24 protein-coding genes, 2 tRNA genes and 1 riboswitch are annotated in these 19,581 nt (G+C 73.2%); of the genes, 9 read left to right on the plus strand and 17 right to left on the minus strand.

Features of this window, described 5'->3' with window-relative positions:
* Positions 1–56 precede the first annotated feature (56 nt).
* From pepN to ITJ44_RS02030, 3 genes are all read left to right on the plus strand, one after another.
* Complete coding sequence (gene pepN, locus ITJ44_RS02020; protein WP_194633111.1) at positions 57–2,600, plus strand: aminopeptidase N; 2,544 nt, start codon at positions 57–59, stop codon at positions 2,598–2,600.
* A 162-nt stretch (positions 2,601–2,762) separates the two neighbouring features.
* On the plus strand, positions 2,763–4,070 hold the full coding sequence (locus tag ITJ44_RS02025; protein WP_194633112.1) for a mechanosensitive ion channel family protein: 1,308 nt from the start codon (positions 2,763–2,765) through the stop codon (positions 4,068–4,070).
* Positions 4,070–4,465, plus strand: a complete 396-nt coding sequence (locus ITJ44_RS02030) for a globin (protein WP_194633113.1) — start codon at positions 4,070–4,072, stop codon at positions 4,463–4,465. The genes ITJ44_RS02025 and ITJ44_RS02030 overlap by 1 nt, the downstream gene beginning before the upstream one ends.
* 48 nt (positions 4,466–4,513) lie before the next feature.
* On the opposite strand, the gene ITJ44_RS02035 is transcribed toward ITJ44_RS02030, so the two are convergent.
* A complete protein-coding gene (locus tag ITJ44_RS02035) occupies positions 4,514–5,209 on the minus strand; it encodes a hypothetical protein (protein WP_194633114.1) in 696 nt (231 codons plus the stop codon).
* Between the two features lie 82 nt (positions 5,210–5,291).
* On the opposite strand from ITJ44_RS02035, the gene ITJ44_RS02040 reads away from it, so the two are divergent.
* Complete coding sequence (locus ITJ44_RS02040; RefSeq protein ID WP_194633115.1) at positions 5,292–6,197, plus strand: acyl-CoA thioesterase II; 906 nt, start codon at positions 5,292–5,294, stop codon at positions 6,195–6,197.
* Positions 6,198–6,230: 33 nt separating this feature from the next.
* Here ITJ44_RS02040 and ITJ44_RS02045 read toward each other — a convergent pair whose 3' ends face one another.
* The 6 genes from ITJ44_RS02045 to msrA all read right to left on the minus strand — a co-directional run bounded on the left by ITJ44_RS02045 (position 6,231) and on the right by msrA (position 10,879).
* Positions 6,231–6,710: a thioesterase family protein gene (locus ITJ44_RS02045; RefSeq protein WP_194633116.1), complete on the minus strand. Its 480-nt coding sequence runs from the start codon at positions 6,708–6,710 to the stop codon at positions 6,231–6,233.
* Between the two features lie 10 nt (positions 6,711–6,720).
* Positions 6,721–8,403, minus strand: coding sequence for an energy-dependent translational throttle protein EttA (gene ettA / locus ITJ44_RS02050; RefSeq protein ID WP_194633117.1), 1,683 nt, complete (start codon positions 8,401–8,403; stop codon positions 6,721–6,723).
* Positions 8,404–8,466: 63 nt separating this feature from the next.
* Positions 8,467–8,946: a hypothetical protein gene (locus ITJ44_RS02055; RefSeq protein WP_194633118.1), complete on the minus strand. Its 480-nt coding sequence runs from the start codon at positions 8,944–8,946 to the stop codon at positions 8,467–8,469.
* Positions 8,943–9,506 (minus strand): MarR family winged helix-turn-helix transcriptional regulator, encoded by a 564-nt coding sequence (locus ITJ44_RS02060; RefSeq protein ID WP_194633119.1) that lies wholly within the window; start codon positions 9,504–9,506, stop codon positions 8,943–8,945. Before ITJ44_RS02060 ends, ITJ44_RS02055 begins: the two co-directional genes overlap by 4 nt.
* Before the next feature lie 516 nt (positions 9,507–10,022).
* The gene (locus ITJ44_RS02065; protein ID WP_228494460.1) at positions 10,023–10,244 is read right to left on the minus strand and encodes a hypothetical protein; all 222 of its coding nucleotides are present in this window, start codon (positions 10,242–10,244) and stop codon (positions 10,023–10,025) included.
* A 107-nt stretch (positions 10,245–10,351) separates the two neighbouring features.
* Positions 10,352–10,879, minus strand: a complete 528-nt coding sequence (gene msrA, locus ITJ44_RS02070) for a peptide-methionine (S)-S-oxide reductase MsrA (protein WP_194633121.1) — start codon at positions 10,877–10,879, stop codon at positions 10,352–10,354.
* Positions 10,880–11,049: 170 nt separating this feature from the next.
* Between msrA and ITJ44_RS02075 the strand changes: the two genes are divergently transcribed.
* On the plus strand, positions 11,050–11,286 hold the full coding sequence (locus tag ITJ44_RS02075; RefSeq protein ID WP_194633122.1) for a hypothetical protein: 237 nt from the start codon (positions 11,050–11,052) through the stop codon (positions 11,284–11,286).
* An 83-nt stretch (positions 11,287–11,369) separates the two neighbouring features.
* Positions 11,370–12,080 carry a hypothetical protein gene (locus tag ITJ44_RS02080; protein ID WP_194633123.1) on the plus strand — a complete coding sequence of 237 codons (711 nt, stop codon included), beginning with the start codon at positions 11,370–11,372 and terminating at the stop codon, positions 12,078–12,080.
* Positions 12,081–12,175: 95 nt separating this feature from the next.
* Here ITJ44_RS02080 and nadE read toward each other — a convergent pair whose 3' ends face one another.
* The 4 genes from nadE to ITJ44_RS02100 all read right to left on the minus strand — a co-directional run bounded on the left by nadE (position 12,176) and on the right by ITJ44_RS02100 (position 13,706).
* A complete protein-coding gene (gene nadE / locus ITJ44_RS02085; RefSeq protein ID WP_194633124.1) occupies positions 12,176–12,997 on the minus strand; it encodes an ammonia-dependent NAD(+) synthetase in 822 nt (273 codons plus the stop codon).
* 41 nt (positions 12,998–13,038) lie between these two features.
* A tRNA-Arg gene (locus ITJ44_RS02090) sits at positions 13,039–13,111 on the minus strand.
* A 14-nt stretch (positions 13,112–13,125) separates the two neighbouring features.
* Positions 13,126–13,437, minus strand: a complete 312-nt coding sequence (locus ITJ44_RS02095; RefSeq protein ID WP_194633125.1) for a thioredoxin family protein — start codon at positions 13,435–13,437, stop codon at positions 13,126–13,128.
* Between the two features lie 53 nt (positions 13,438–13,490).
* Positions 13,491–13,706, minus strand: a complete 216-nt coding sequence (locus tag ITJ44_RS02100; protein ID WP_194633126.1) for an SCO4848 family membrane protein — start codon at positions 13,704–13,706, stop codon at positions 13,491–13,493.
* 56 nt (positions 13,707–13,762) lie between these two features.
* Here ITJ44_RS02100 and orn point away from each other — a divergent pair, with 56 nt between their 5' ends.
* The 3 genes from orn (at position 13,763) to ITJ44_RS02115 (ending at position 14,960) form a co-directional block, all read left to right on the plus strand.
* Entirely contained in the window at positions 13,763–14,383 is a 621-nt protein-coding gene (gene orn, locus ITJ44_RS02105; protein ID WP_094115674.1) for an oligoribonuclease, read from the plus strand.
* Positions 14,384–14,427: 44 nt separating this feature from the next.
* Positions 14,428–14,503: transfer RNA gene (locus ITJ44_RS02110), tRNA-His, on the plus strand.
* Positions 14,504–14,609: 106 nt separating this feature from the next.
* Complete coding sequence (locus tag ITJ44_RS02115) at positions 14,610–14,960, plus strand: metallopeptidase family protein (RefSeq protein ID WP_194633127.1); 351 nt, start codon at positions 14,610–14,612, stop codon at positions 14,958–14,960.
* Positions 14,961–15,094: 134 nt separating this feature from the next.
* Here ITJ44_RS02115 and ITJ44_RS02120 read toward each other — a convergent pair whose 3' ends face one another.
* From ITJ44_RS02120 to ITJ44_RS02145, 6 genes are all read right to left on the minus strand, one after another.
* Positions 15,095–15,367 carry a hypothetical protein gene (locus tag ITJ44_RS02120; protein ID WP_194633128.1) on the minus strand — a complete coding sequence of 91 codons (273 nt, stop codon included), beginning with the start codon at positions 15,365–15,367 and terminating at the stop codon, positions 15,095–15,097.
* 9 nt (positions 15,368–15,376) lie between these two features.
* Complete coding sequence (locus tag ITJ44_RS02125) at positions 15,377–15,925, minus strand: ATP-binding protein (RefSeq protein WP_194633129.1); 549 nt, start codon at positions 15,923–15,925, stop codon at positions 15,377–15,379.
* Positions 15,915–16,709 carry an energy-coupling factor transporter transmembrane protein EcfT gene (locus ITJ44_RS02130; RefSeq protein ID WP_194633130.1) on the minus strand — a complete coding sequence of 265 codons (795 nt, stop codon included), beginning with the start codon at positions 16,707–16,709 and terminating at the stop codon, positions 15,915–15,917. Before ITJ44_RS02130 ends, ITJ44_RS02125 begins: the two co-directional genes overlap by 11 nt.
* Complete coding sequence (locus ITJ44_RS02135) at positions 16,706–18,268, minus strand: ATP-binding cassette domain-containing protein (protein WP_194633131.1); 1,563 nt, start codon at positions 18,266–18,268, stop codon at positions 16,706–16,708. Before ITJ44_RS02135 ends, ITJ44_RS02130 begins: the two co-directional genes overlap by 4 nt.
* 2 nt (positions 18,269–18,270) lie before the next feature.
* On the minus strand, positions 18,271–18,924 hold the full coding sequence (locus tag ITJ44_RS02140; protein WP_194633132.1) for an ECF transporter S component: 654 nt from the start codon (positions 18,922–18,924) through the stop codon (positions 18,271–18,273).
* A 34-nt stretch (positions 18,925–18,958) separates the two neighbouring features.
* Positions 18,959–19,059: riboswitch (TPP riboswitch) on the minus strand.
* 119 nt (positions 19,060–19,178) lie between these two features.
* Positions 19,179–19,511, minus strand: coding sequence for a hypothetical protein (locus tag ITJ44_RS02145; protein WP_043587919.1), 333 nt, complete (start codon positions 19,509–19,511; stop codon positions 19,179–19,181).
* Positions 19,512–19,581 lie beyond the last annotated feature (70 nt).

A 19,581-nucleotide genomic window follows, 5' to 3' on the forward strand; every position in this document is an offset into this window, starting at 1 on the left:
TCGCGCGAGCGCGTCCGCCGATCGGCCCACCCATCTCACGGACGAGCAGGAGCACCATGCCAGGAGAGAACCTCACCCGCGTCGAGGCCGAGGAGCGCGCCACGCTCCTCGCCGTGTCCGAGTACGACGTGACGCTCGACCTCACCCGGGGCGCGGAGGTGTTCGGATCCACCACGACCGTGCGCTTCACCGCGACGGCGGGCGCGTCCACCTTCATCGACGCGATCAACCGCACGGTGCACGCGGTCACGCTCAACGGCCGCGAGCTCGACCCGGCCGACGTCAGCGACGGCGTCCGCATCCGCCTCGACGACCTCGCGCAGGAGAACGAGCTCACGGTCGTCGCCGACGCCATGTACACGAACACCGGCGAGGGCCTGCACCGCTTCGTGGATCCCGTCGACGACGAGGTCTACCTGTACTCGCAGTTCGAGGTGCCCGACTCCCGCCGCATGTTCGCGGTGTTCGAGCAGCCCGACCTCAAGGCGGTCTTCCGCTTCACGGTCACCGCGCCGTCGCACTGGGAGGTCGTGTCCAACTCCCCGACGCCCGAGCCGACGGCCGCAGCTGACGGCGCATCCACGTGGACCTTCGAGCCGACGCTCCGCATGTCGAGCTACATCACGGCGCTCATCGCGGGCCCCTACGGCGTCGTCCGCAGCGAGCTCACCTCGAGCGACGGCCGCACGATCCCGCTCGGCGTCTTCGCCCGCAAGTCGCTCATGGAGCACCTCGACGCCGACTACGTCTTCGAGAAGACCCGCGAGGGCTTCGCGTTCTACGAGGAGCGCTTCGCGTACCCGTACCCGTTCCCCAAGTACGACCAGCTCTTCGTCCCCGAGTTCAACGCGGGCGCGATGGAGAACGCCGGCGCCGTCACGTTCGTGGAGAGCTACGTCTTCCGCTCGAAGGTCACGGACGCGGTGAAGGAGCGCCGGGTCACGACGATCCTGCACGAGCTCGCGCACATGTGGTTCGGCGACCTGGTCACCATGAAGTGGTGGGACGACCTGTGGCTGAACGAGTCCTTCGCGACCTACATCTCGACCCTGGCGACCGCCGAGGGCACCGAGTGGACCGGCGCCTGGACTACGTTCAACGCCGGCGAGAAGTCCTGGGCCTACAACCAGGACCAGCTGCCGAGCACGCACCCCGTCTACGCGACCATCAACGACCTGGAGGACGTGCAGGTCAACTTCGACGGCATCACGTACGCCAAGGGCGCGTCGGTGCTCCGCCAGCTCGTCGCCTACGTCGGCCAGGACGAGTTCCTGGCGGGCGTCGCCGCGTACTTCCAGCGCCACGCGTTCGGCAACTCGACGCTCCGCGACTTCACCACGGAGCTCGAGGGCACGAGCGGCCGCGACCTCGAGCGCTGGACCGACCTGTGGCTGAAGACCTCCGGCGTCAACACGCTGCGCCCCGAGATCGAGACCGACGAGGACGGCGTCATCACGTCGTTCGCCGTGCTGCAGGAGGCGGCGGCGGACTACCCCACGCTCCGCCCGCACCGCCTGGCCATCGGCTTCTACGAGCTGCGGGACGCGCACCTCGTCCGCACCGAGCGCGTCGAGCTCGACGTCGACGGCGACCGGACCGAGGTCGCCGAGCTCGTCGGCCGCCAGCGCCCTGCCCTCGTGCTGCTGAACGACGACGACCTCACCTACGCGAAGATCCGCCTGGATCCCGCGTCGCTCGAGGTCGCGATGCGCCACCTCGCCGCGTTCGAGGACTCGCTCGCCCGCTCGCTCGTCTTCGCCTCCGTGTGGGACGCGACGCGCGACGGCGAGATCCGCGCCCGCGACTACGCGCGGCTCGTGCTCGACAACGTCGCGACCGAGGACGAGTCGACCGCGCTCCGCTACGCGCTCGGGCAGCTCACGGTCGCCGCGTCGTCGTACTCGGCGCCCGACCACCGCGACGAGCTGCTGGCGACGGTCGCATCCGAGCTGTGGGCGCTCACCGCGCAGGCGGCGCCCGGATCCGACAACCAGTTCCAGTTCCTGCGCACCTTCGCGCAGGTCGCCCAGGAGCCGGCCCAGCTGGATCACGTGCAGGCGCTCCTCGACGGCACCGAGACGCTCGAGGGCGTCGAGATCGACGCGGACCTCCGCTGGGAGCTGCTGACCGCGCTCGTCGCGGGCGGTCGCGCCGGCACCGCCGAGATCGACCAGGCCCTCGCGGCCGACCGCACGGCCACGGGCGCGCAGTCCGCGGCGCAGGCGCGCGCGGCGCTGCCGACGGCCGAGGGCAAGCGGGCGGCGTGGGCGTCGGTGTGGGAGGCCGACACCGCGCCGAACACGATCGTGCGCACGACGGGGCTCGGCTTCCGCCGCGCGGCGGACACCGAGCTGCTGCGGCCGTACGTGGGCGCCTACTTCGACGCGCTGCAGGGCGTGTGGGAGTCGCGCAGCTACGCGATCGCCGCGGCGCTCATCGGCGGCTTCTACCCGTCGCCGCTCGCCGACGAGGAGCTGCGCGACGCGACCGTCGCCTGGCTCGACGCGAACCCCGAGCCGCCGGCGCTCCGCCGTCTCGTCAGCGAGCTGCTGTCGGGCGTCGAGCGGGCGCTCCGCGCGCAGGCGAAGGACGCCGAGTAGGCACCATCGCCCCATCCGAGGGGGACGGTCGCGCACGCGGCCGTCCCCCTCGTCGTCCCTCCGGCCGCACCTGCGCACGGACCCAGGGCCGGCCGGGGAGGCCGCCGGTACACTCGGCCGGATGACCTCCCCTCTCCTCATCCCCCTCGGAAGCGCGTCGCGATGGACCTGAGCATGGTGTGCTGCGGCGACGGGTCGTTCTTCTCCACGTGGGGCGTGCTGATCCAGGTCGTCTCGATCGTCGTCGGCGCGTTCATCGCCCGCTGGATCCTCCTCGTGGTGATCCGCAACACGGTCGACCAGATCGTCTCGGGCGTGAAGAAGCGGCAGAACGTCGACGACACGCAGTCGATCCAGGCGTCTCCGCTGACGGCCGTCCGCGTCGTGCAGCGCACCCGGACGCTCGGCAGCGTCCTCAGCAACATCACGACGGTCGTCATCGTCGTCATCGCGCTGTCGCTCGCCATCACCGCGGTCAACCCGGACATCCTCAGCTCCCTCGCCCTCCTCACCGCCGCCCTCGGCGCCGGCCTCGGCTTCGGCGCGCAGAACATCGTCAAGGACATCCTCAACGGCCTGTTCATGGTCGTGGAGGACCAGCTCGGCGTCGGCGACGTCGTCGACGTGGGCCCCGCGACGGGCGTCGTCGAGACCGTCGGCATCCGCATCACCACCCTCCGCGACGTCAACGGCACGCTCTGGTTCGTCCGCAACGGCGAGATCCTCCGCGTCGGCAACATGTCGCAGGGCTGGGCGCGCGTGGTCATCGACCTCGCCGTCCCCTACGACGCCGACGTGCAGGCCGTGCAGGAGCGCATGCTCGCCACCGCGACGGAGCTCGCGTCCACCCCGAAGTGGCGCTCCCGCATCGTCGAGAAGCCCGAGCTCTGGGGCATCGAGTCGATCTCCGAGTCCGCCGTCGTGATCCGCGTGGTCGTCAAGACGCGCAGCAACGCGCGCGACGACGTCTCCCGCGAGCTCCGCGGCCGGCTCAAGGCGGCCCTCGATGCCATGGGCGTCACCCTGCCGTCGCTCACCGCCGTGGTGCTCACGGGCTTCGACAGCGCGGCGAGCGTCGGCGGCGCGCACCCCCCGCGCACCGCGTCCACGCCCGTGCAGCAGCCCGAGCAGCCGGCTCCCCGCAAGCGCGCCGCCCGGAAGGTCGCGCAGCGGCAGCCCGGGTCCCCGGCGGCCGGATCCGCGTCCCCCGTCGTCCGCGGCGCGGCCGGCTCCCGTCCCGACCCGCGATCGACGCAGATGATCCCCGCGCAGGACCCGGCGCCGGCGCGGGAGCCGGACGAGGACGAGGTCACCGCGACCTGGACCGTCCTCCCCGAGGACCCGGCGGCCGCGGCGCGGCCGGAGGACGACGCCGACGTGGAGGCCGCAGCCGAGGACGCCGCTCCCCCCAAGCCGCCCCGCGCGCCGCGCCAGCCCCGGAAGCCCGCGACGCCGCCCGAGGGATCCTGATGGCCGACCTGCTCGCGAGCTCGTTCTACGACGACGTCGGCGGCCGCCCCACGTTCGAGAGGCTCGTCCGCGAGTTCTACCGGGGCGTCGCCGAGGACCCCGTGCTCGTCGCGATGTACCCGGAGGAGGACCTCGAGGGCGCGATCCAGCGTCTCACCGGCTTCCTCGAGCAGTACTGGGGCGGCCCCACGACCTACAGCGACGAGCGCGGCCACCCCCGGCTGCGGATGCGGCACATGCCGTTCCGCGTCAACCCCGACGCGCGCGACCGCTGGCTCGCGCACATGCGCGTGGCCGTCGACTCGCTGGACCTGTCGCCGATGCACGAGGCGCAGCTCTGGGACTACCTCGAGCGCGCCGCCCACGCGATGGTCAACACGTTCGACGAGTCCTGACGGGCGGCGGCGGCACGGTGGCCTGCCGCCGACGCGGATGGGGACGCGCTAGAGGCGCCGCACCAGGACGTGGCCGCGCGTCGTGGTGAGGCGCGTCCAGGGTCCGGCGCGGAAGACGGCGACCGGAGCCTCCTCGTCGTCCCGCTCCGCGTCGGGGGCGGGATCCGGCCCGAGGAACCCGAGGCTGTAGGCCGCGAAGGCCCCACCCGCGACCACGTCGGGCGCTCCCTCCACGGCGCGGCCCCAGACCTCGCCGCGCACGCGGGAGACGATCTGCTCGCCGATGCCCGACGGCACGGCGGCGGCCACCTCGTCGATCCCCGCGCGCGCCGCAGCGCGGAGGGTGGACGCGGCGACGTCCGCCGCTCGCTCCCATCCGGCCCGAGGAGGCGAGATGCCGGCCCACGGCGCCGTGGCGGTGTCCGGCGGCACGAGCACGCCGACGGGTTCGCCCGGGGATCCGGTCGCCGGTCCCTCGAGGCGCGCGAGCCGGTCGAGGAGGGCGCGGATCGGCACGACGCTGTCGACGGGCGCCTGCGTCTCCGCGGCGAACGTGCGGAGCCCGAGCACGGTGGGCGACCGGTCGAGGAGGCCGGCGGGCTGCAGGACGGAGGTGTAGACGGCGAGGACGCCGCCGGATCCGATGAGGCGCACGGCCCCGTCGTCGACGCGGGCGGAGCGCCCGAGGAAGGTCTGCAGATCGCCGAGGGCGAGGGCGTCCCGGAGGGCGAAGGAGGGCGTCATGGCGTGTCTAAGCTACTGGATGCGCCCGCGCGATCCGCCGGGCGCCCGGCCACCCGAGACCGGCCCGCGACGCGGAGGACCCATGATCGACCACGCATCCGACATCCCGGACGACGGGCCGCTCGCCGGCCTCCTCACGGCCCTCGACCTCACCGACACGGGTGCGCGCACGAGCGAGGACATCTCCACGGGCCCGTCGCAGTGGATGCCGATGGGCCGCGTCTTCGGCGGTCAGGTGCTCGCGCAGTCCCTCGTGGCGGCCATGCGCGCCACCGACGCCGACCGTCGCCCGCACAGCATGCACGGTTACTTCCTGCGTCCCGGCGACGTCACGAAGCCCATCACCTTCTCGGTCGACCGGATCCACGACGGCCGCTCGTTCTCGACCCGCCGGACGCAGGCGTACCAGGACGGACGGCCGATCCTCTCGATGATCGCGTCGTTCCAGGACGCGGACGAGGGCCTCGAGCACCAGGCGCCCATGCCCGAGGGCATCCCCGAGCCGGAGTCGCTGCCGAGCGCGCGGGACGTGCTGTCCCGCATCGACCACCCGGTGGCCGCGCACTGGGCCAACGACCGCCCCTTCGACATGCGCCACGTCGAGCAGCCGGTCTACTTCGGCGCCGCGCCCGAGCGGGTCGCGCATCAGGCGGTGTGGATCCGCGCCATCGGCCGCCTCCCCGACGACCCGGCCGTGCACCTGGCCTCCCTCGCCTACGCGAGCGACTACTCGATCCTCGAGTCCATCTACCGCAGGCACGGGCTCTCCTGGGCCACGCCCGGCATCAAGGCCGCCAGCCTCGACCACGCGATGTGGTTCCACCGCTTCGGCCGCGCCGACGAGTGGATGCTGTACGTGCAGGAGTCGACGAGCGCGCAAGGGGGCCGCGGGCTGTCGCTCGGTCGCATCTACTCGCGCGACGGCGTGCTGCTCGCGAGCGTCGCCCAGGAGGGCATGGTCCGGGTCCCGGCGGACGCACGGGCCTGAGTCCGCGTCGCGCGACGCCGCGACCTCGAGGCGTCAGCCGCGACGCCCCAGGGCCACCGGCTCCTCCATGAGCGCGGACCACTCGGTGCGTTCCTCGTCGCTGATGCGCCGTGGCCGACCGCTCGCCGCGTCGACGAGCACGATCGTGGTCGAGGCGCGCGCGTAGAGGACCTGGGGCTCCGCGCCCGCGGGCGACCGCACCTCGTAGCACGCCTCGAAGCTGGAGCCGCCGAGCCGCCCCAGCCACACCTGCACGTCGAGCGGCTGCCTGCCGTAGGAGATGGGCAGCAGGTACTCGATCTCCTGGCGCGCGATCATCGTGAGAGTCGGTGCACCCGCGGACGCGTCGATGAGCGCGAGACCGGGATCCGCGTCCCCACCGCCCGGCTCGGTGAGCCAGAAGGCGCGGACGCGGGCCTCCTCGAGGAGGCGCACCACCTCCACGTTGTTGACGTGGTTGTAGGCGTCCAGGTCGGCCCACCTGAGGTGGATGGGGACGTGGATCCGGGTCATGGCGGCAGCCTCAGTCGCGCGTCAGCTTGCGGTACGCGGAGCGGTGGGGCTTCGCGGCGTCCGCGCCCAGGCGCTCGATCTTGTTCTGCTCGTACGACTCGAAGTTGCCCTCGAACCAGTACCAGTTCGCGGGATCCTCGTCCGTGCCCTCGTAGGACAGGATGTGGGTCGCGATCCGGTCGAGGAACCACCGGTCGTGGGTGATGACCACGGCGCAGCCGGGGAACTCGAGGAGCGCGTTCTCGAGGCTGCCGAGCGTCTCGACGTCCAGGTCGTTGGTGGGCTCGTCGAGCAGCAGGAGGTTGCCGCCCTGCTTGAGCGTCAGCGCGAGGTTCAGGCGGTTGCGCTCGCCGCCGGAGAGGATGCCGGCCTTCTTCTGCTGGTCCGGCCCCTTGAACCCGAAGGTGGACACGTAGGCGCGCGCGGGCACCTCCTGCTTGCCGACCTGGATGTAGTCCTGGCCATCGGAGACGACCTCGAAGAGCGACTTCTCGGGGTCGATGCCCCCGCGGCTCTGGTCGACGTACGAGATGTCGACCGTGTCGCCGACCTTCAGCTCGCCGGAGTCGAGCGGCTCGAGGCCGACGATGGTCTTGAAGAGCGTGGTCTTGCCGACGCCGTTCGGGCCGATGACGCCGACGATGCCGTTGCGCGGCAGCGTGAACGAGAGGTCGTCGATGAGGACGCGCTCGCCGAACTGCTTGTGCAGCTTGTTCGCGTCGATGACCTGCGAGCCGAGACGCGGGCCCACCGGGATCTGGATCTCCTCGAAGTCCAGCTTCCTCGTGCGCTCCGCCTCGGTCACCATCTCCTCGTAGCGCGCGAGGCGCGCCTTGGACTTGGCCTGGCGGCCCTTCGCGTTGCTGCGCACCCAGTCGAGCTCCTCGGCGAGGCGCTTGGAGAGCTTGGCGTCCTTCTTGCCCTGGACGCTGAGGCGCTCCTGCTTCTTCTCGAGGTAGGTCGAGTAGTTGCCTTCGTACGGGTAGAGGCGCCCGCGGTCGACCTCGGCGATCCACTCGGCCACGTGGTCGAGGAAGTACCGGTCGTGGGTCACGGCGAGGACGGCGCCCGGGTACTTGGAGAGGTGCTGCTCGAGCCAGAGCACGCTCTCGGCGTCGAGGTGGTTCGTGGGCTCGTCGAGGAGCAGCAGGTCGGGCTTCTGGAGCAGGAGCTTGCAGAGCGCGACGCGGCGCTTCTCCCCGCCCGAGAGGTTCGCGACCGATGCGTCGCCCGGCGGGGTGCGGAGCGCGTCCATCGCCTGCTCGAGCTGGGAGTCGAGCTCCCAGCCGTCGGCGGCGTCGATGGCCTCCTGGAGCGTGCCCATCTCGGCGAGCAGCGTGTCGAAGTCGGCGTCCGGCTCGGCCATGGCCGCGGCGATCTCGTTGTAGCGGTCGACCTGCGCCTTGAGCGGCCCGACGCCCTCCTGCACGTTCTCGAGGACGGTCTTCGACTCGTCGAGCTCGGGCTCCTGCATGAGGATGCCGACGGAGTAGCCGGGCGAGAGCTTGGCCTCGCCGTTGCTGGGGGTGTCGAGGCCCGCCATGATCTTCAGGATCGTCGACTTGCCCGCGCCGTTCGGCCCGACGACGCCGATCTTCGCGCCGGGGATGAACGACATGGTGACGTCGTCGAGGATCAGCTTGTCGCCGACCGACTTCCGGGCGCGGACCATCGAGTAGATGTATTCAGCCATGGGCACGAGTCTATTCAGTGCCGCGGGTGCCGGATGCCGCGCGCGGGTGCGGCGGCACGGCGGTCACCAGTCGATCGGGCGGGTCTGGCCGACGAGGCAGCGACCGGACGACAGCGCGGGCTCGACCTGCGCGCTGAACCCGTCCCGGGCGCGCTGCCCCACGAGGCAGGCGTCCGGCATGTGGACGGAGACGAGGATCGAGTCGACGGCGTTGCCCAGCGGCGTGGCGTCCGCGGTGACCTCCATGCGGTCCTTGGGGAATCCGGCGGCCACGAGCGCGTCCACGAGGGCGCGGCCCTGCGCGTTCGCGTCCGCGGCGACGACCCCGCCCGCCGTCGCCTCGAACACGGGGAGGGCGGCCTCGGCGGTGCCGTCCGGATCGAGGGGCGCGACGGTCGGCGCGGCTGATGCGGCACCGGGATCGCCGCTGTCCGCGACGGCGGTCGGGGTCGGCTCCGGCGCGGCGGGCGACTGCGTGCACGCCGAGAGGAGCAGCGCCCCGACGAGCGCAGGCGCCAGGAGGGCGAGGCGGGCGCGGATCATGCGGCGGACTCGTCCGCGCGGGCTGCGGCGGCGTCGGGTGCGGGTGCGGGAGGGATGGCGAGGTCGTCGCCTCGGGCGCTCCCCCGGCCGTCGTCGAGGGAGGATGCGCTCATGTTGGCGAGGATATCCCGCGCGATGGCCTCGAGCTGCGCCGTCTGGTCGACGGTCAGCGGGTCGAACACCGAGCGGAGCACCTCATCGGCGTGGCCGGGGGCCGCCGCCTGGAGGGTCGCCCGGCCCTCGTCGGTGAGCTCCGCGAGGAGGCTCCTGCCATCGTGCGGCGACCGCGACCGGCGGACCCAGCCCAGCTGCTCCAGGCGGGTGACCGCGTGCGAGGTGCGGCTCGCCGACGCCTGCAGCGCCCGGGCGAGGACGCTCATGGGGAGCGCCCCGTCCTCGGCCTCCGACAGGCGGACGAGGATCATGTAGTAGGCGTGCGGCATCGCCGAGTCGCGGAGGAGCTGCCGTTCGATGCGCTCGCTGACGTGGTTCAGCGCGACGATGACGGTCCGCCAGGCGCGCTGCTGGTCCGGCTCGAGCCACCGGGGGGATCCGCTCATGGTGCGATCCTAGGCTCCGCCAGCGTGGAGACGGCTGGTGGCCCGCGTCGGGCGAGCACCGCGTCGGGCGAGCACCGCGTCGGCCGCGAGCTCCATCGCGTCGTCCTCCGGGCGGGCGGCGCGACGTACGACCAGGCGCCCGAGGACGATCACCTCCTCCCCCACCGGCAGGCGCGTCATCACGGCGGCCGCCCCGGTCCCCGCGCACACCACGAGGACGGCAGAACCATGCGGGCGATGCGCCGTGTCCGCTCCGAGGACGACGCTCGCGACCTCCCACCCCTCGACCGTGCGGATGCCCCGCGGCCGCCGCGCGACGACGCCCCGCACCGCGACGCGCAGCCCGCGCTCGCACCGGTCGCCCTCGCGACCCCCGCACCCGTCGCCCACCTGGCCGCCCCTCCCGCGACCACGCGGTCGCGGGCCCAGGGTGGGTCATCGGACGCGCCGCACCGGAGCGACGGGCGATTCCGGCGCGCGACACGGCGCCTGGGCGCCTGGGGAGGGACGGCCGGGTCAGTGCTCCGCGATGCGGAGGTCGTCGTGGCCGGCTCGGAGCGCGGCCTTCGCGATCTCCAGGGTGGGGTACGTGCCGGTGACGACGCCGCGGTGCAGCGCCCGCACCTCGTAGCCGTCCTCGTGCGAGTGGATGGAGGCGAGCGCCCCCGTGGCCCCGAAGGCCACCCAGGTCTTGCCCGCGGTGCGCGGGAGTCCGGTCCTGGTCGTGCTGGTGGTCATCGACATCGTCGTCGTCTCTCCTCCCCGGGCTCCGTCGCCCGGACACGCCGATGGTACGCCGACGCCCCGCGGCCGTACAGGCCGCGGGGCGTCGGGACCGGTGTGGATCAGGCGGCGCGCACGTACTGCGCGAACGACTTCCGCACCTTGTTGACCTTGGGCACGGCGACCGCGTTGCAGTAGCCCTGTCCCGGGTTCTTGGCGAAGAAGTCCTGGTGGTACTCCTCCGCGTCGTACCAGGTGCCGACCGGCTCGATGGTGGTGACGGCGGTGCCGTCCCAGAGATCGCCTGCGCGCGCGATCGCGTCCCGGAACAGCTGCTCCTGCGCGGCATCCGCGGGGAACATGGCCGAGCGGTACTGGGTGCCGACGTCGGCGCCCTGGCGGTTGAGCTGACGCGGGTCGTGCAGCGTGAAGAACACGTCGAGGATGACGTCGGCCGGGATGACCTCCTCGTCGAAGACCACCTTCACCGCCTCGGCGTGCCCGGTCGCGCCCGTGCACACGGCGTCGTAGGAGGGGTGGGCGGTGTGACCGCCGATGTATCCGGAGATGACGTCCTGGACGCCGTCGAGCGTGCGGTAGACCGCATCGAGGCACCAGAAGCAGCCGCCGGCGAGGATGAATGTCTGCATGAGAGATGAACCTACTTCCCGTCGATGCGCGCGAGGTCCGCGGTGGTCGACAAGGAGGGGAACCGTCATCGGATGCCGCCCATTCCTGCCGGCCGCGATGTCGGTGGTCCCCCGTAGCTTCGGGGACATCGAGACACCGCCGGGCCGGCGGCACGCGGACGGAGGACACCATGCCCAGCATCACCTACACCCCCCTGGCGCGCTCGGCGGCCCAGGTGCGCGAGCTGCACGACGGGCTCCTGCGGGTCACGCGGCCGGACGGCGGCGTGCTCGGCTACGTGGAGCGCATGCACGAGCCGCAGGGCGAGCGCTTCCGCGCGAAGCGGCTCCGCAGGGACGCGCAGGGGTTCCTCCCCCTCGGCGACTTCTGGTCGCTGCAGGACGCGGTCGACTGCCTGCGGTTCTGAGCGGCAGCCGCCCATGACCGGGTGCGGCGACGCGCCCGCCCGGCCTCCCGGATCGGGCCCGGGCCCCGGGGTACGGTCGCCGCATGCAGTGGTGGAATGATCTCCTCGATGCCCTCGCGTCCGAGCGGGGCACGCAGCTCCTCTCCGGCGTCGTCGTCCCCTTCGTCGCCATCGTGGTGGCCGGCGTGCTCGCCGCCGTCATCGCGCGCGGTGCCACGCAGCGGATCCTCACGCGGCACGACCGCGAGGTCAAGGCCGCCGCCATCGGCGTGCTGGTGGACGCCGCGCGCCAGGCTTCCGTGTGGGACGGCCTCACGGCGCAGGAGCGCGTGCTCGCCGACCGCGCCGCGGGAGAGGCCGACATCCGCATCCGCCTCCTGCCGGTCAAGGGCGCGGCCACGGCCGCCACCTGGGCCGCGCACGAGATCTCCGAGTTCAAGCGCGGCAGCGGCAGCTTCGGCTTCCAGTTCGACGCGCAGCTCGCCGAGTTCCGCGACCGCATGGTCGAGTGGCAGCACCACCCCGGTCGCGCCCGCAAGATCTTCCAGGGCGACATCTCCCGCTGGCAGTTCGAGGACGACCAGCCGGTCACCGATGCGGCCGACGCATCCCGGCCCGCGGCCCGGCAGTCCGAGCCGACCGCCGTCGCTCCCGTCCCGGTGCCCTGGCGCAGCGGATCCGACGACCAGCCCACCGCCGAGCGCCGGGTCGAGTCCCCCGACGAGCAGTACAGCCCGCCCGTCCCCTCGTCGTCGGCCGCGAACTCGCGCACCGCGGAGGCCGAACGCCGCTGACCGCCACGCGCGTCACATGACGACGCCCCGCACCTCGATCGAGGTGCGGGGCGTCGTGCGTCGGGCAGGAGCCGTCGCCTCCGGTCAGAGGCGGCTCACTTCCACCAGTCGTCGAACATGCTGGCGGGCACCCGCCGCTTGTGCTCGGTGCTCTGATAGCGCGCCTCGATCGCCTCGGCCACCTCGTCGTCGACGTCGCGGCCCTCGAGGAAGTCGTCGATGTCGGCGTAGGTGAGGCCCAGGTTCGCCTCGTCGGTCTGCCCGGGGGTGTCGTCCAGGAGATCCGCCGTGGGGGCCTTGAGGTAGAGCCGCTCCGGCGCGTCGAGGTGCTCGAGCAGCGCCCGGCCCTGGCGCTTGGTGAGGCCGGTGAGGGGGAGCACGTCCGCCCCGCCGTCGCCGTACTTCGTGAAGAACCCCGTGACCGCCTCCGCCGCGTGGTCCGTGCCGATCACCAGCAGGCGGGCCTGCCCGGCCAGCGCGTACTGGGCGACCATGCGCGAGCGCGCCTTGACGTTGCCCTTGGTGAAGTCCGTCATCGCGTGCCCGGCCGCATCGGCGTACTCCGCCTGGAAGCCGTCCACGGCGCGCTTGATGTCGAACACCACGCTCGACTTCGGCTGGATGAAGGAGAGCGCCAGCTGCGCGTCCTCCTCGTCGGCCTGCACGCCGTACGGGAGGCGCACGGCGATGAACTCCGCGAGGAGGCCCTCCGCGGCCAGCTCCTCGACCGCGAGCTGCGCGAGGCGACCGGCGAGGGAGGAGTCCTGCCCGCCGCTCACGCCGAGGACGAAGCCCTCCGCGCCGGTGGACCGCAGGTAGGCCTTGAGGAAGTCGACGCGCTTGCGGACCTCGTCGGCGGGAACGATGGTCGGGCGCACCTCGAGGGCGGCGATGATCTGAGACTGGATGTCGCGCATGCGCCCAAATCTACGGCCGATCCGGCGCTTCCGACAGTCGGTCCCCCCGGCGCGACTCGAACGCGCAACCGTCGGATTAGAAGGCCGATGCTCTATCCATTGAGCTACAGGGGGTCGTGACGAGGGTACTACGCGGGATCCGGGCGCCCCGGGGCGTCGACGGGAGCGGCGGAGGTCGTCCCGTCCATGGCGCGCACGACCGCCTGCAGCACCTGCGGCGCGGTCGGCACGCCCTCCGCGCGGAGCACCTCGCGATCCCCGGCGCGCACGAGGATCGTGGGCGTCGACCGGATGCGCTCCGCCTCGGCGGTCTCCGGGTGCGCCGCGACGTCGAGCTCCTCGACCGGGAGCCAGGGCAGGAGCCGCTGCACCTCCTGGAGCGTGCGCCGGGTCGCCTGGCACGGCATGCAGAAGAGGGACGAGAACATGACGACGTGCACGCCCGCGGATCCCGCGGGGGCGGCGTCGGCCGCGGGCGGGACCTCTGCGGGGCTCAGGAGACGAAGGCCGCGACGGCGGCGATGATCGAGACGAGGGCGAGGAGCAGCGAGACCGAGACCAGCACGAGGTGCACGGTGAAGAACGCGGTGCGCGATCCGTCGGCGGCACGAGCGCGGGGGTCCTTCGCGACGCGCTTCAGGAACTGCGGCCACACGACGGCGTTCCAGACGCCGTTGACGATGAGGAGGACGGCGAGGAGGGTGATCACTCCCCCATGGTAGGCGGCGCGTCGGGGCGGTCCGGGCCCGCCGATAGGATCGGGGGATGGGCAACAACGCGGACCGGCTGGTGTGGATCGATTGCGAGATGACGGGGCTGGACCTCGCGATCGACGAGCTGGTGGAGGTCGCCGTGGTCGTCACGGACTTCGACCTCGTGCCCGTCGACGACGGCTTCACGATCGTGATCAACCCCGACCCCGCTGCGCTCGCCAACATGGGCGAGTTCGTCACCGACATGCACCGCTCCTCGGGGCTGCTCGACGAGATCCCCGCGGGCGTCAGCCTCGCCGACGCCGAGTTCGCGGTCCTCGAGTACCTGCTGCAGCACGTGCCGAACGGCGGCAAGGCCCCCATCGCCGGCAACACCATCGGCACCGACCGGGCGTTCCTCGCGAAGTACATGCCCCGCGTGGACGCGCACCTGCACTACCGCAGCGTCGACGTCTCCTCCATCAAGGTGCTCGCCAAGGAGTGGTTCCCCCGGATCTACTTCAACTCCCCCGCGAAGAACGGCGGCCACCGCGCCCTCGCGGACATCCTCGAGTCGATCCGCGAGCTCGAGTACTACCGCCGCGCCGCCTTCGTGCCGGCGCCCGGGCCCGCCACCGAGGACGTGCAGGCCATCTCCGCGGACGTGACGTCCGCGTGGGCACCGCGGCTGTAGTATCCTCATTCATGGCCGTCCGCGAGAGCGGGATCGGCCGCATGGTGGGCGTAGCTCAGTTGGCAGAGCGCTGGCTTGTGGAGCCGGAAGTCGCGGGTTCGAGCCCCGTCGTCCACCCCACCGGGAAGGGCCGGGATCCGAGAGGGTCCCGGCCCTTCCGTCGTCTCCCTCGCCGGACGGTCACCGCGGCCGGCTCCCGCCGACGCGCGCGTGGGAGGGTGGGAGCATGCTGCACTGCGATCCCGACGAGTTCGAGGAGCTGGTGGTCGACGAGCTCGACGACCTGCCGGATGAGATGGTGGACGGCCTCGAGAACGTCGTGTTCGTGGTCGAGGACCGGCCGGAGGACGGCTCGCTCGACCTGCTGGGCCTCTACGACGGCGTCGCCATGACCGAGCGCGGGCAGTACGGCTTCGGCGAGATGCCGGACCGCATCGTCGTCTACCGCGAGCCGCACCTGCACGAGGCCGAGGACATGGACGCGCTGCGTGACCTCGTGCACGTCACGCTCGTGCACGAGATCGCGCACTTCCACGGCATCGACGACGACCGGCTGCACGAGCTCGGCTGGGCCTGAGCCGGCGAGTCGGGCCGCCGAGGACGTCGGAGGCACGCACGCACGCACCCCTGCCGGACGCACGACGACCCCGGCAGCCGCGTCGCGGGCCGGGGTCGTCGGGGTCGGCGCCGAGGCGCCTGCCGTGCCGGGGATCAGAGCTCGAGGGACTCGTCGTCGCCCTCGCCGAGGACGTCGTCGCTGCCGTCGGCCACGAACGTGTAGGTGACGCGCTGCTCGCCCGCCACCTCGGAGACCTCGCCGGCGCGGTACTGGAAGAGCGACTCCTTGCCCTCCACAGCCGACATGGTGCTGATGGTCGCGTCGTGCTGGCCGTCGACGAGGACGCGGGTCTCGGTGGTGCCTTCGAGGGGGCCGTCGGCGTAGACGGCGAGGTAGCGGACGTCGGTGGGTGCGGAATCGGTCACGGCCTCAGGTTACCCGGCCGCCGCCACGGCGTCCGTGCGGACGACGACGTCGGCCAGGGCGCGCGGATCCTCCCGGTCGACGTGCGCGCGCCACTGCGCGTCCCAGCGCTCCCACTCCACCGCGAACGCCTCGCCGTCGCGGGCGATCGCCCGAGCTCGGCGCACGGCGTCGTCGGCCTCCACCCAGATGCGGTGCGTGGCGAGGCGCGCCGCGGCCCGGGTCAGGGATCCGCAGCCCTCGACCACGAGCGGGCGCCCCGGATCCAGGTCGTGCCACTCCGCGGGCGCGTCCGCGATCCAGTCCCAGCGGCGCCATCGCGGTCGTCCGCCCGGACGCATCGCGGGGAGCACGTGCCGCTCGAGGTGCCGGGAGGCCGCCTCGAGGCCGTCCCAGCCGGGGTAGACGTCATCGAGCCGCAGGAGCTGGGCGCCGGGCGGGAGGCCCGCGTCGGCGTCCCCCTCCCGGATGAGGGCGTCCGCCAGGGTGGACTTGCCGGACCCGGACGGGCCGTCGACGAGGACCAGCGCCGGGCCCCGCTCCCCCGCGTCAGGCCGCACCGGAGCCCCACGTCCCTGCCGCGACGGCGGCCGCCACCGCGCACGCGGCGACGAGCACCGCGACCCCGAGCACGAGCGCCTCGCGCCGACCGACGACGCTCGCCCTGGCCCAGGTGCGGGTGGTCGCGCCGCCGAAGCCGCGCGCCTCCATCGCGGTCGCCAGCTTGCTTCCGCGCCGGATGGAGAGCACGAGCAGCGCGAAGGCCTGGCCGGCGAACCGGCGGATCCGGCCGCGGTCGGCGACGCCGCGCGCCCGTCGGGCCAGCTCGAGGGAGCGCCAGTCGTCGAGGAGCAGGCCCACGAGGCGGACGCCCGCGAGCGCCCCGAGCACGAAGCGGGACGGCAGGCGGGCGACCTGGGCGAGGCCGTCGGCGAGGTCCGTGGGATCCACGTCCGCGAACAGGACGAGCGATGCCACGCCGATGGCCAGCACGCGCATCGTCGTCGCGACCGCGAGCAGCACCGACCCCTCGCTGACGACGACGAGCAGGAACTGGGCGTACACGTCGCCGGACGTGCGCCCGTAGAGCAGGATCGTCAGGCCGGCCCCGGGCGCCGCGATCCAGATCGGGATGCCGCGCACGAGGAACGCGCGCGGGCGGATCCCGGCGACGGGGAGGAGCAGCAGCTCCAGCGCGAGCGCCACGCCCGCGGAGACCACGTCGAGGCTCAGCACGAGGGCGAGCGTCAGGACGAGGGCCGCCGCGAGCCGCGCGACGGGATTGACGGCGGCGAGGCCGGTCGCACGTGCGGCGGGCACGACCTCGGTCGGGGCGGCGCTCATCGCACGACCTCCAATCGCGCGGCGGAGCCCGGGACGGCGTCGAGCCGGAGGACGTCGTCCGCCAGCGCGCGGACGAGGTCCGCGTCGTGGGTGACGGCGAGGACGCCGACGCCCTCGCGGTCGACGAGGTCGGCGAGGAGCGCGACGAGCTCGGCCCAGGTGCGGGAGTCCTGCCCGAAGGTGGGCTCGTCGAGCACGAGGAGGCGCGGTGCGGTCGCGAGCGCGGTGGCCACGGACAGGCGCCGCTTCTCCCCGCCGGACAGGGTGAAGGGGTTCGCCTGCGCGAGGGCGTCGAGGCGGAGGCGCACGAGCAGCTCGTCCACGCGGCGGGCGGCGTCGGCGGGATCCATGCCCACGGCGCGCGGACCCACCTCGAGCTCGGCGCGCACGGTGCCGGAGAGGAACTGGTGCTCCGGGTCCTGGAAGACGGTGCCGACGCGCGCCGCGAGCTCGCGCGAGCGCCAGGCCGCGGGATCCTCGCCCAGGCCGTCGGCCAGGGCCGCCGACGCCACGACCCGCCCGGACAGCGCAGGCAGGAGGCCGCCGAGCGTCAACGCGAGCGTGCTCTTGCCGCCGCCGTTCGGGCCCGTGAGGGCGACGACGCGACCCGAGGCGAGCGCGACGCCGACACCGTCGGCCACCGCGGCCCCGCGCGCGCCGCCCCGCCCGACGGCGAGGTCGTCCGCCCGGAGGAGCGGAGCGGGAACAGCCCGCGCCCGGACGGGAGCGGCCGGCTCGCGCCCGGGCACCCAGACGCCCGCGGCCGCGAGGGACGCGCCCTGGTCGCGGAGGACGTCGTCGGGCGCGCCGTCGGCGACGATCCCGCCGTCGGCCCCGAGCACCACGACCCGGTCGACGAGGTCGCGCCACACGGCGACGCGGTGCTCGATGACGACGAGGGTCGCGCCGCTCGCCTCGACGACGGACTCGACGGCGCGGCGGACCTCGCCGACGCCCTCGGGGTCGAGGTTCGCGGTCGGCTCGTCGAGGAGGAGGAGCCCGGGCCGCATCGCGAGCACGCCGGCGAGGGCGAGGCGCTGCTTCTGGCCGCCGGACAGCGCGGTCGTCGAGCGATCCAGGGCGACGTCGAGTCCCACCGCGTCGAGCGCCGCGCGGACGCGCGGCCAGATCTCCTCGCGCGGGACGCCGAGGTTCTCGCAGCCGAACGCCACGTCGTCGCCGACGCGGGAGAGGATCACCTGCGCGTCCGGATCCTGCAGGACGAGCCCGGCGCGACCGCGGCGGGCGGCCGGATCCTGGCCGTCGACGAGCAGGGTGCCCCGGGTCTCCCCCTCGTCGTCGCCGCCGAGGACGCCCGCGAGGGCGTGCAGGAGCGTGGTCTTGCCGGCACCCGACGCGCCCAGCAGCAGGACGCGCTCGCCCGGCTCGACGGCGAGGTCGACGTCGCGGACCGCCCAGGAGGCACGGCCGGCGTGGCGCCAGCCCCAGCCCTCGGCCCGGATGGAGGCCCCGCCCGACGGGTCGGCCGTCGCATCGGGCCCGGCGAGCGGGACGCGCGCCACGACGATCGGGGACGTGCGACGGCCCGGCCGCCGCACGGTCAGACGCGGGCCGCGGTGTCGCGGCCCGAGGCGAAGCGCGAGAGCGCGCCGGTGCGGGCGAGCGCGCGGGCGACGAGCCACGAGAGCAGGCCGGCGACGAGCCCGCCCGAGACGAGCGCCGCGACCGTGTAGATCGTGGCGAACAGCGGCGTGGATCCCGGGTAGTACGTGATGAGGTCCGTTACTGCCATGCCGAGCCCGGCGCCCATGCCCGCGAGCACGGCCACGTACGCGCGCCAGTTCGCGTAGAGGAAGACGAGGAGCACGAGCTCGGCGCCGAGACCCTGCGTGAGGCCGGAGAGCAGCGTGCTCACGCCCCACACGTTGCCGACGAGCATGGACACGAAGGCGGCGAGCAGCTCGCCGTAGAGGGCGGCGCCTGGCTTGCGGATGACGATGCCCGTGAGGACGCCGGCGAAGAGCCAGCCGCCGCCGGCCAGGGCCTGGAGGCCGGGCAGCAGCGGCTCGAAGAAGGCGCCGACGGGCACGGACGCCGTGTTCCAGATGACGAAGACGAGGCCGGATGCGACGCCGAGGACGCTCGCGACGACGATGTCGATGACCCGCCAGCGGGCGCGGAGACCCGATCGGGGGCTGCGGGCGCCGGTGTCGGCGCTCGCGGCGGATGCGGTGGACGTGGGTGATGCGGTCATTGACGTGCCCTTCGGAGGAGTGGAAGAGGGCACGGGTGCGAGATGGAAGCCTCCCTGCGCTGGCATGATCCAGATCAGGTACGACGGTCGAAGACTGGGTGTCTTCCTCTCAGCCCGGCTCACCGGACTCCCGTGTTCGAGGCGATCCTAGCGCGCGGTCGAGCATCCGGCGCGCCCGGGATCCGCAGGGGCCCGGACGCACGGGAGCGCGGATGCCCTCGGGCATCCGCGCTCCGCGGTGGTCGAGCGGGTGGCTACCTCAGCGTCTTGATGAGCTTGACGAGGACCTTGCCGGAGATCCAGATGACGGGCGTCGCCACCGCGAGCAGCGCGATGACGTTGGGCTGGAAGCGCACCTCGCCGTCCGTGGCGATGTAGGCGCCGATCGGCCAGGTGGCGCCGCCGCCGCCGCCACCGCCCGCGACGTTGCCGTCGGAGTCGGGGAGGTCGCTGCCCCCGCCGAAGCCGTACCAGGCGAATGCCACCGGCACGATGGTCGAGCCGTCGATGTCGAGGGGGTCGCCGTAGACCGTCCCCACTCCGGCGTTCTTCACGTTCTCTGCGAGCTGTGCGACGAGGTTGGTCATGCGACCCACCGTACCCCGCGAGCCCCTCCGGATGCCGGGCGATCCCCGTCCTCGCGGTACCCTCGCCCCT

It is taken from the genome of Clavibacter sp. VKM Ac-2873 (assembly GCF_015351075.1).
In the GTDB taxonomy this organism is placed as follows: Bacteria; Actinomycetota; Actinomycetes; order Actinomycetales; family Microbacteriaceae; genus Clavibacter.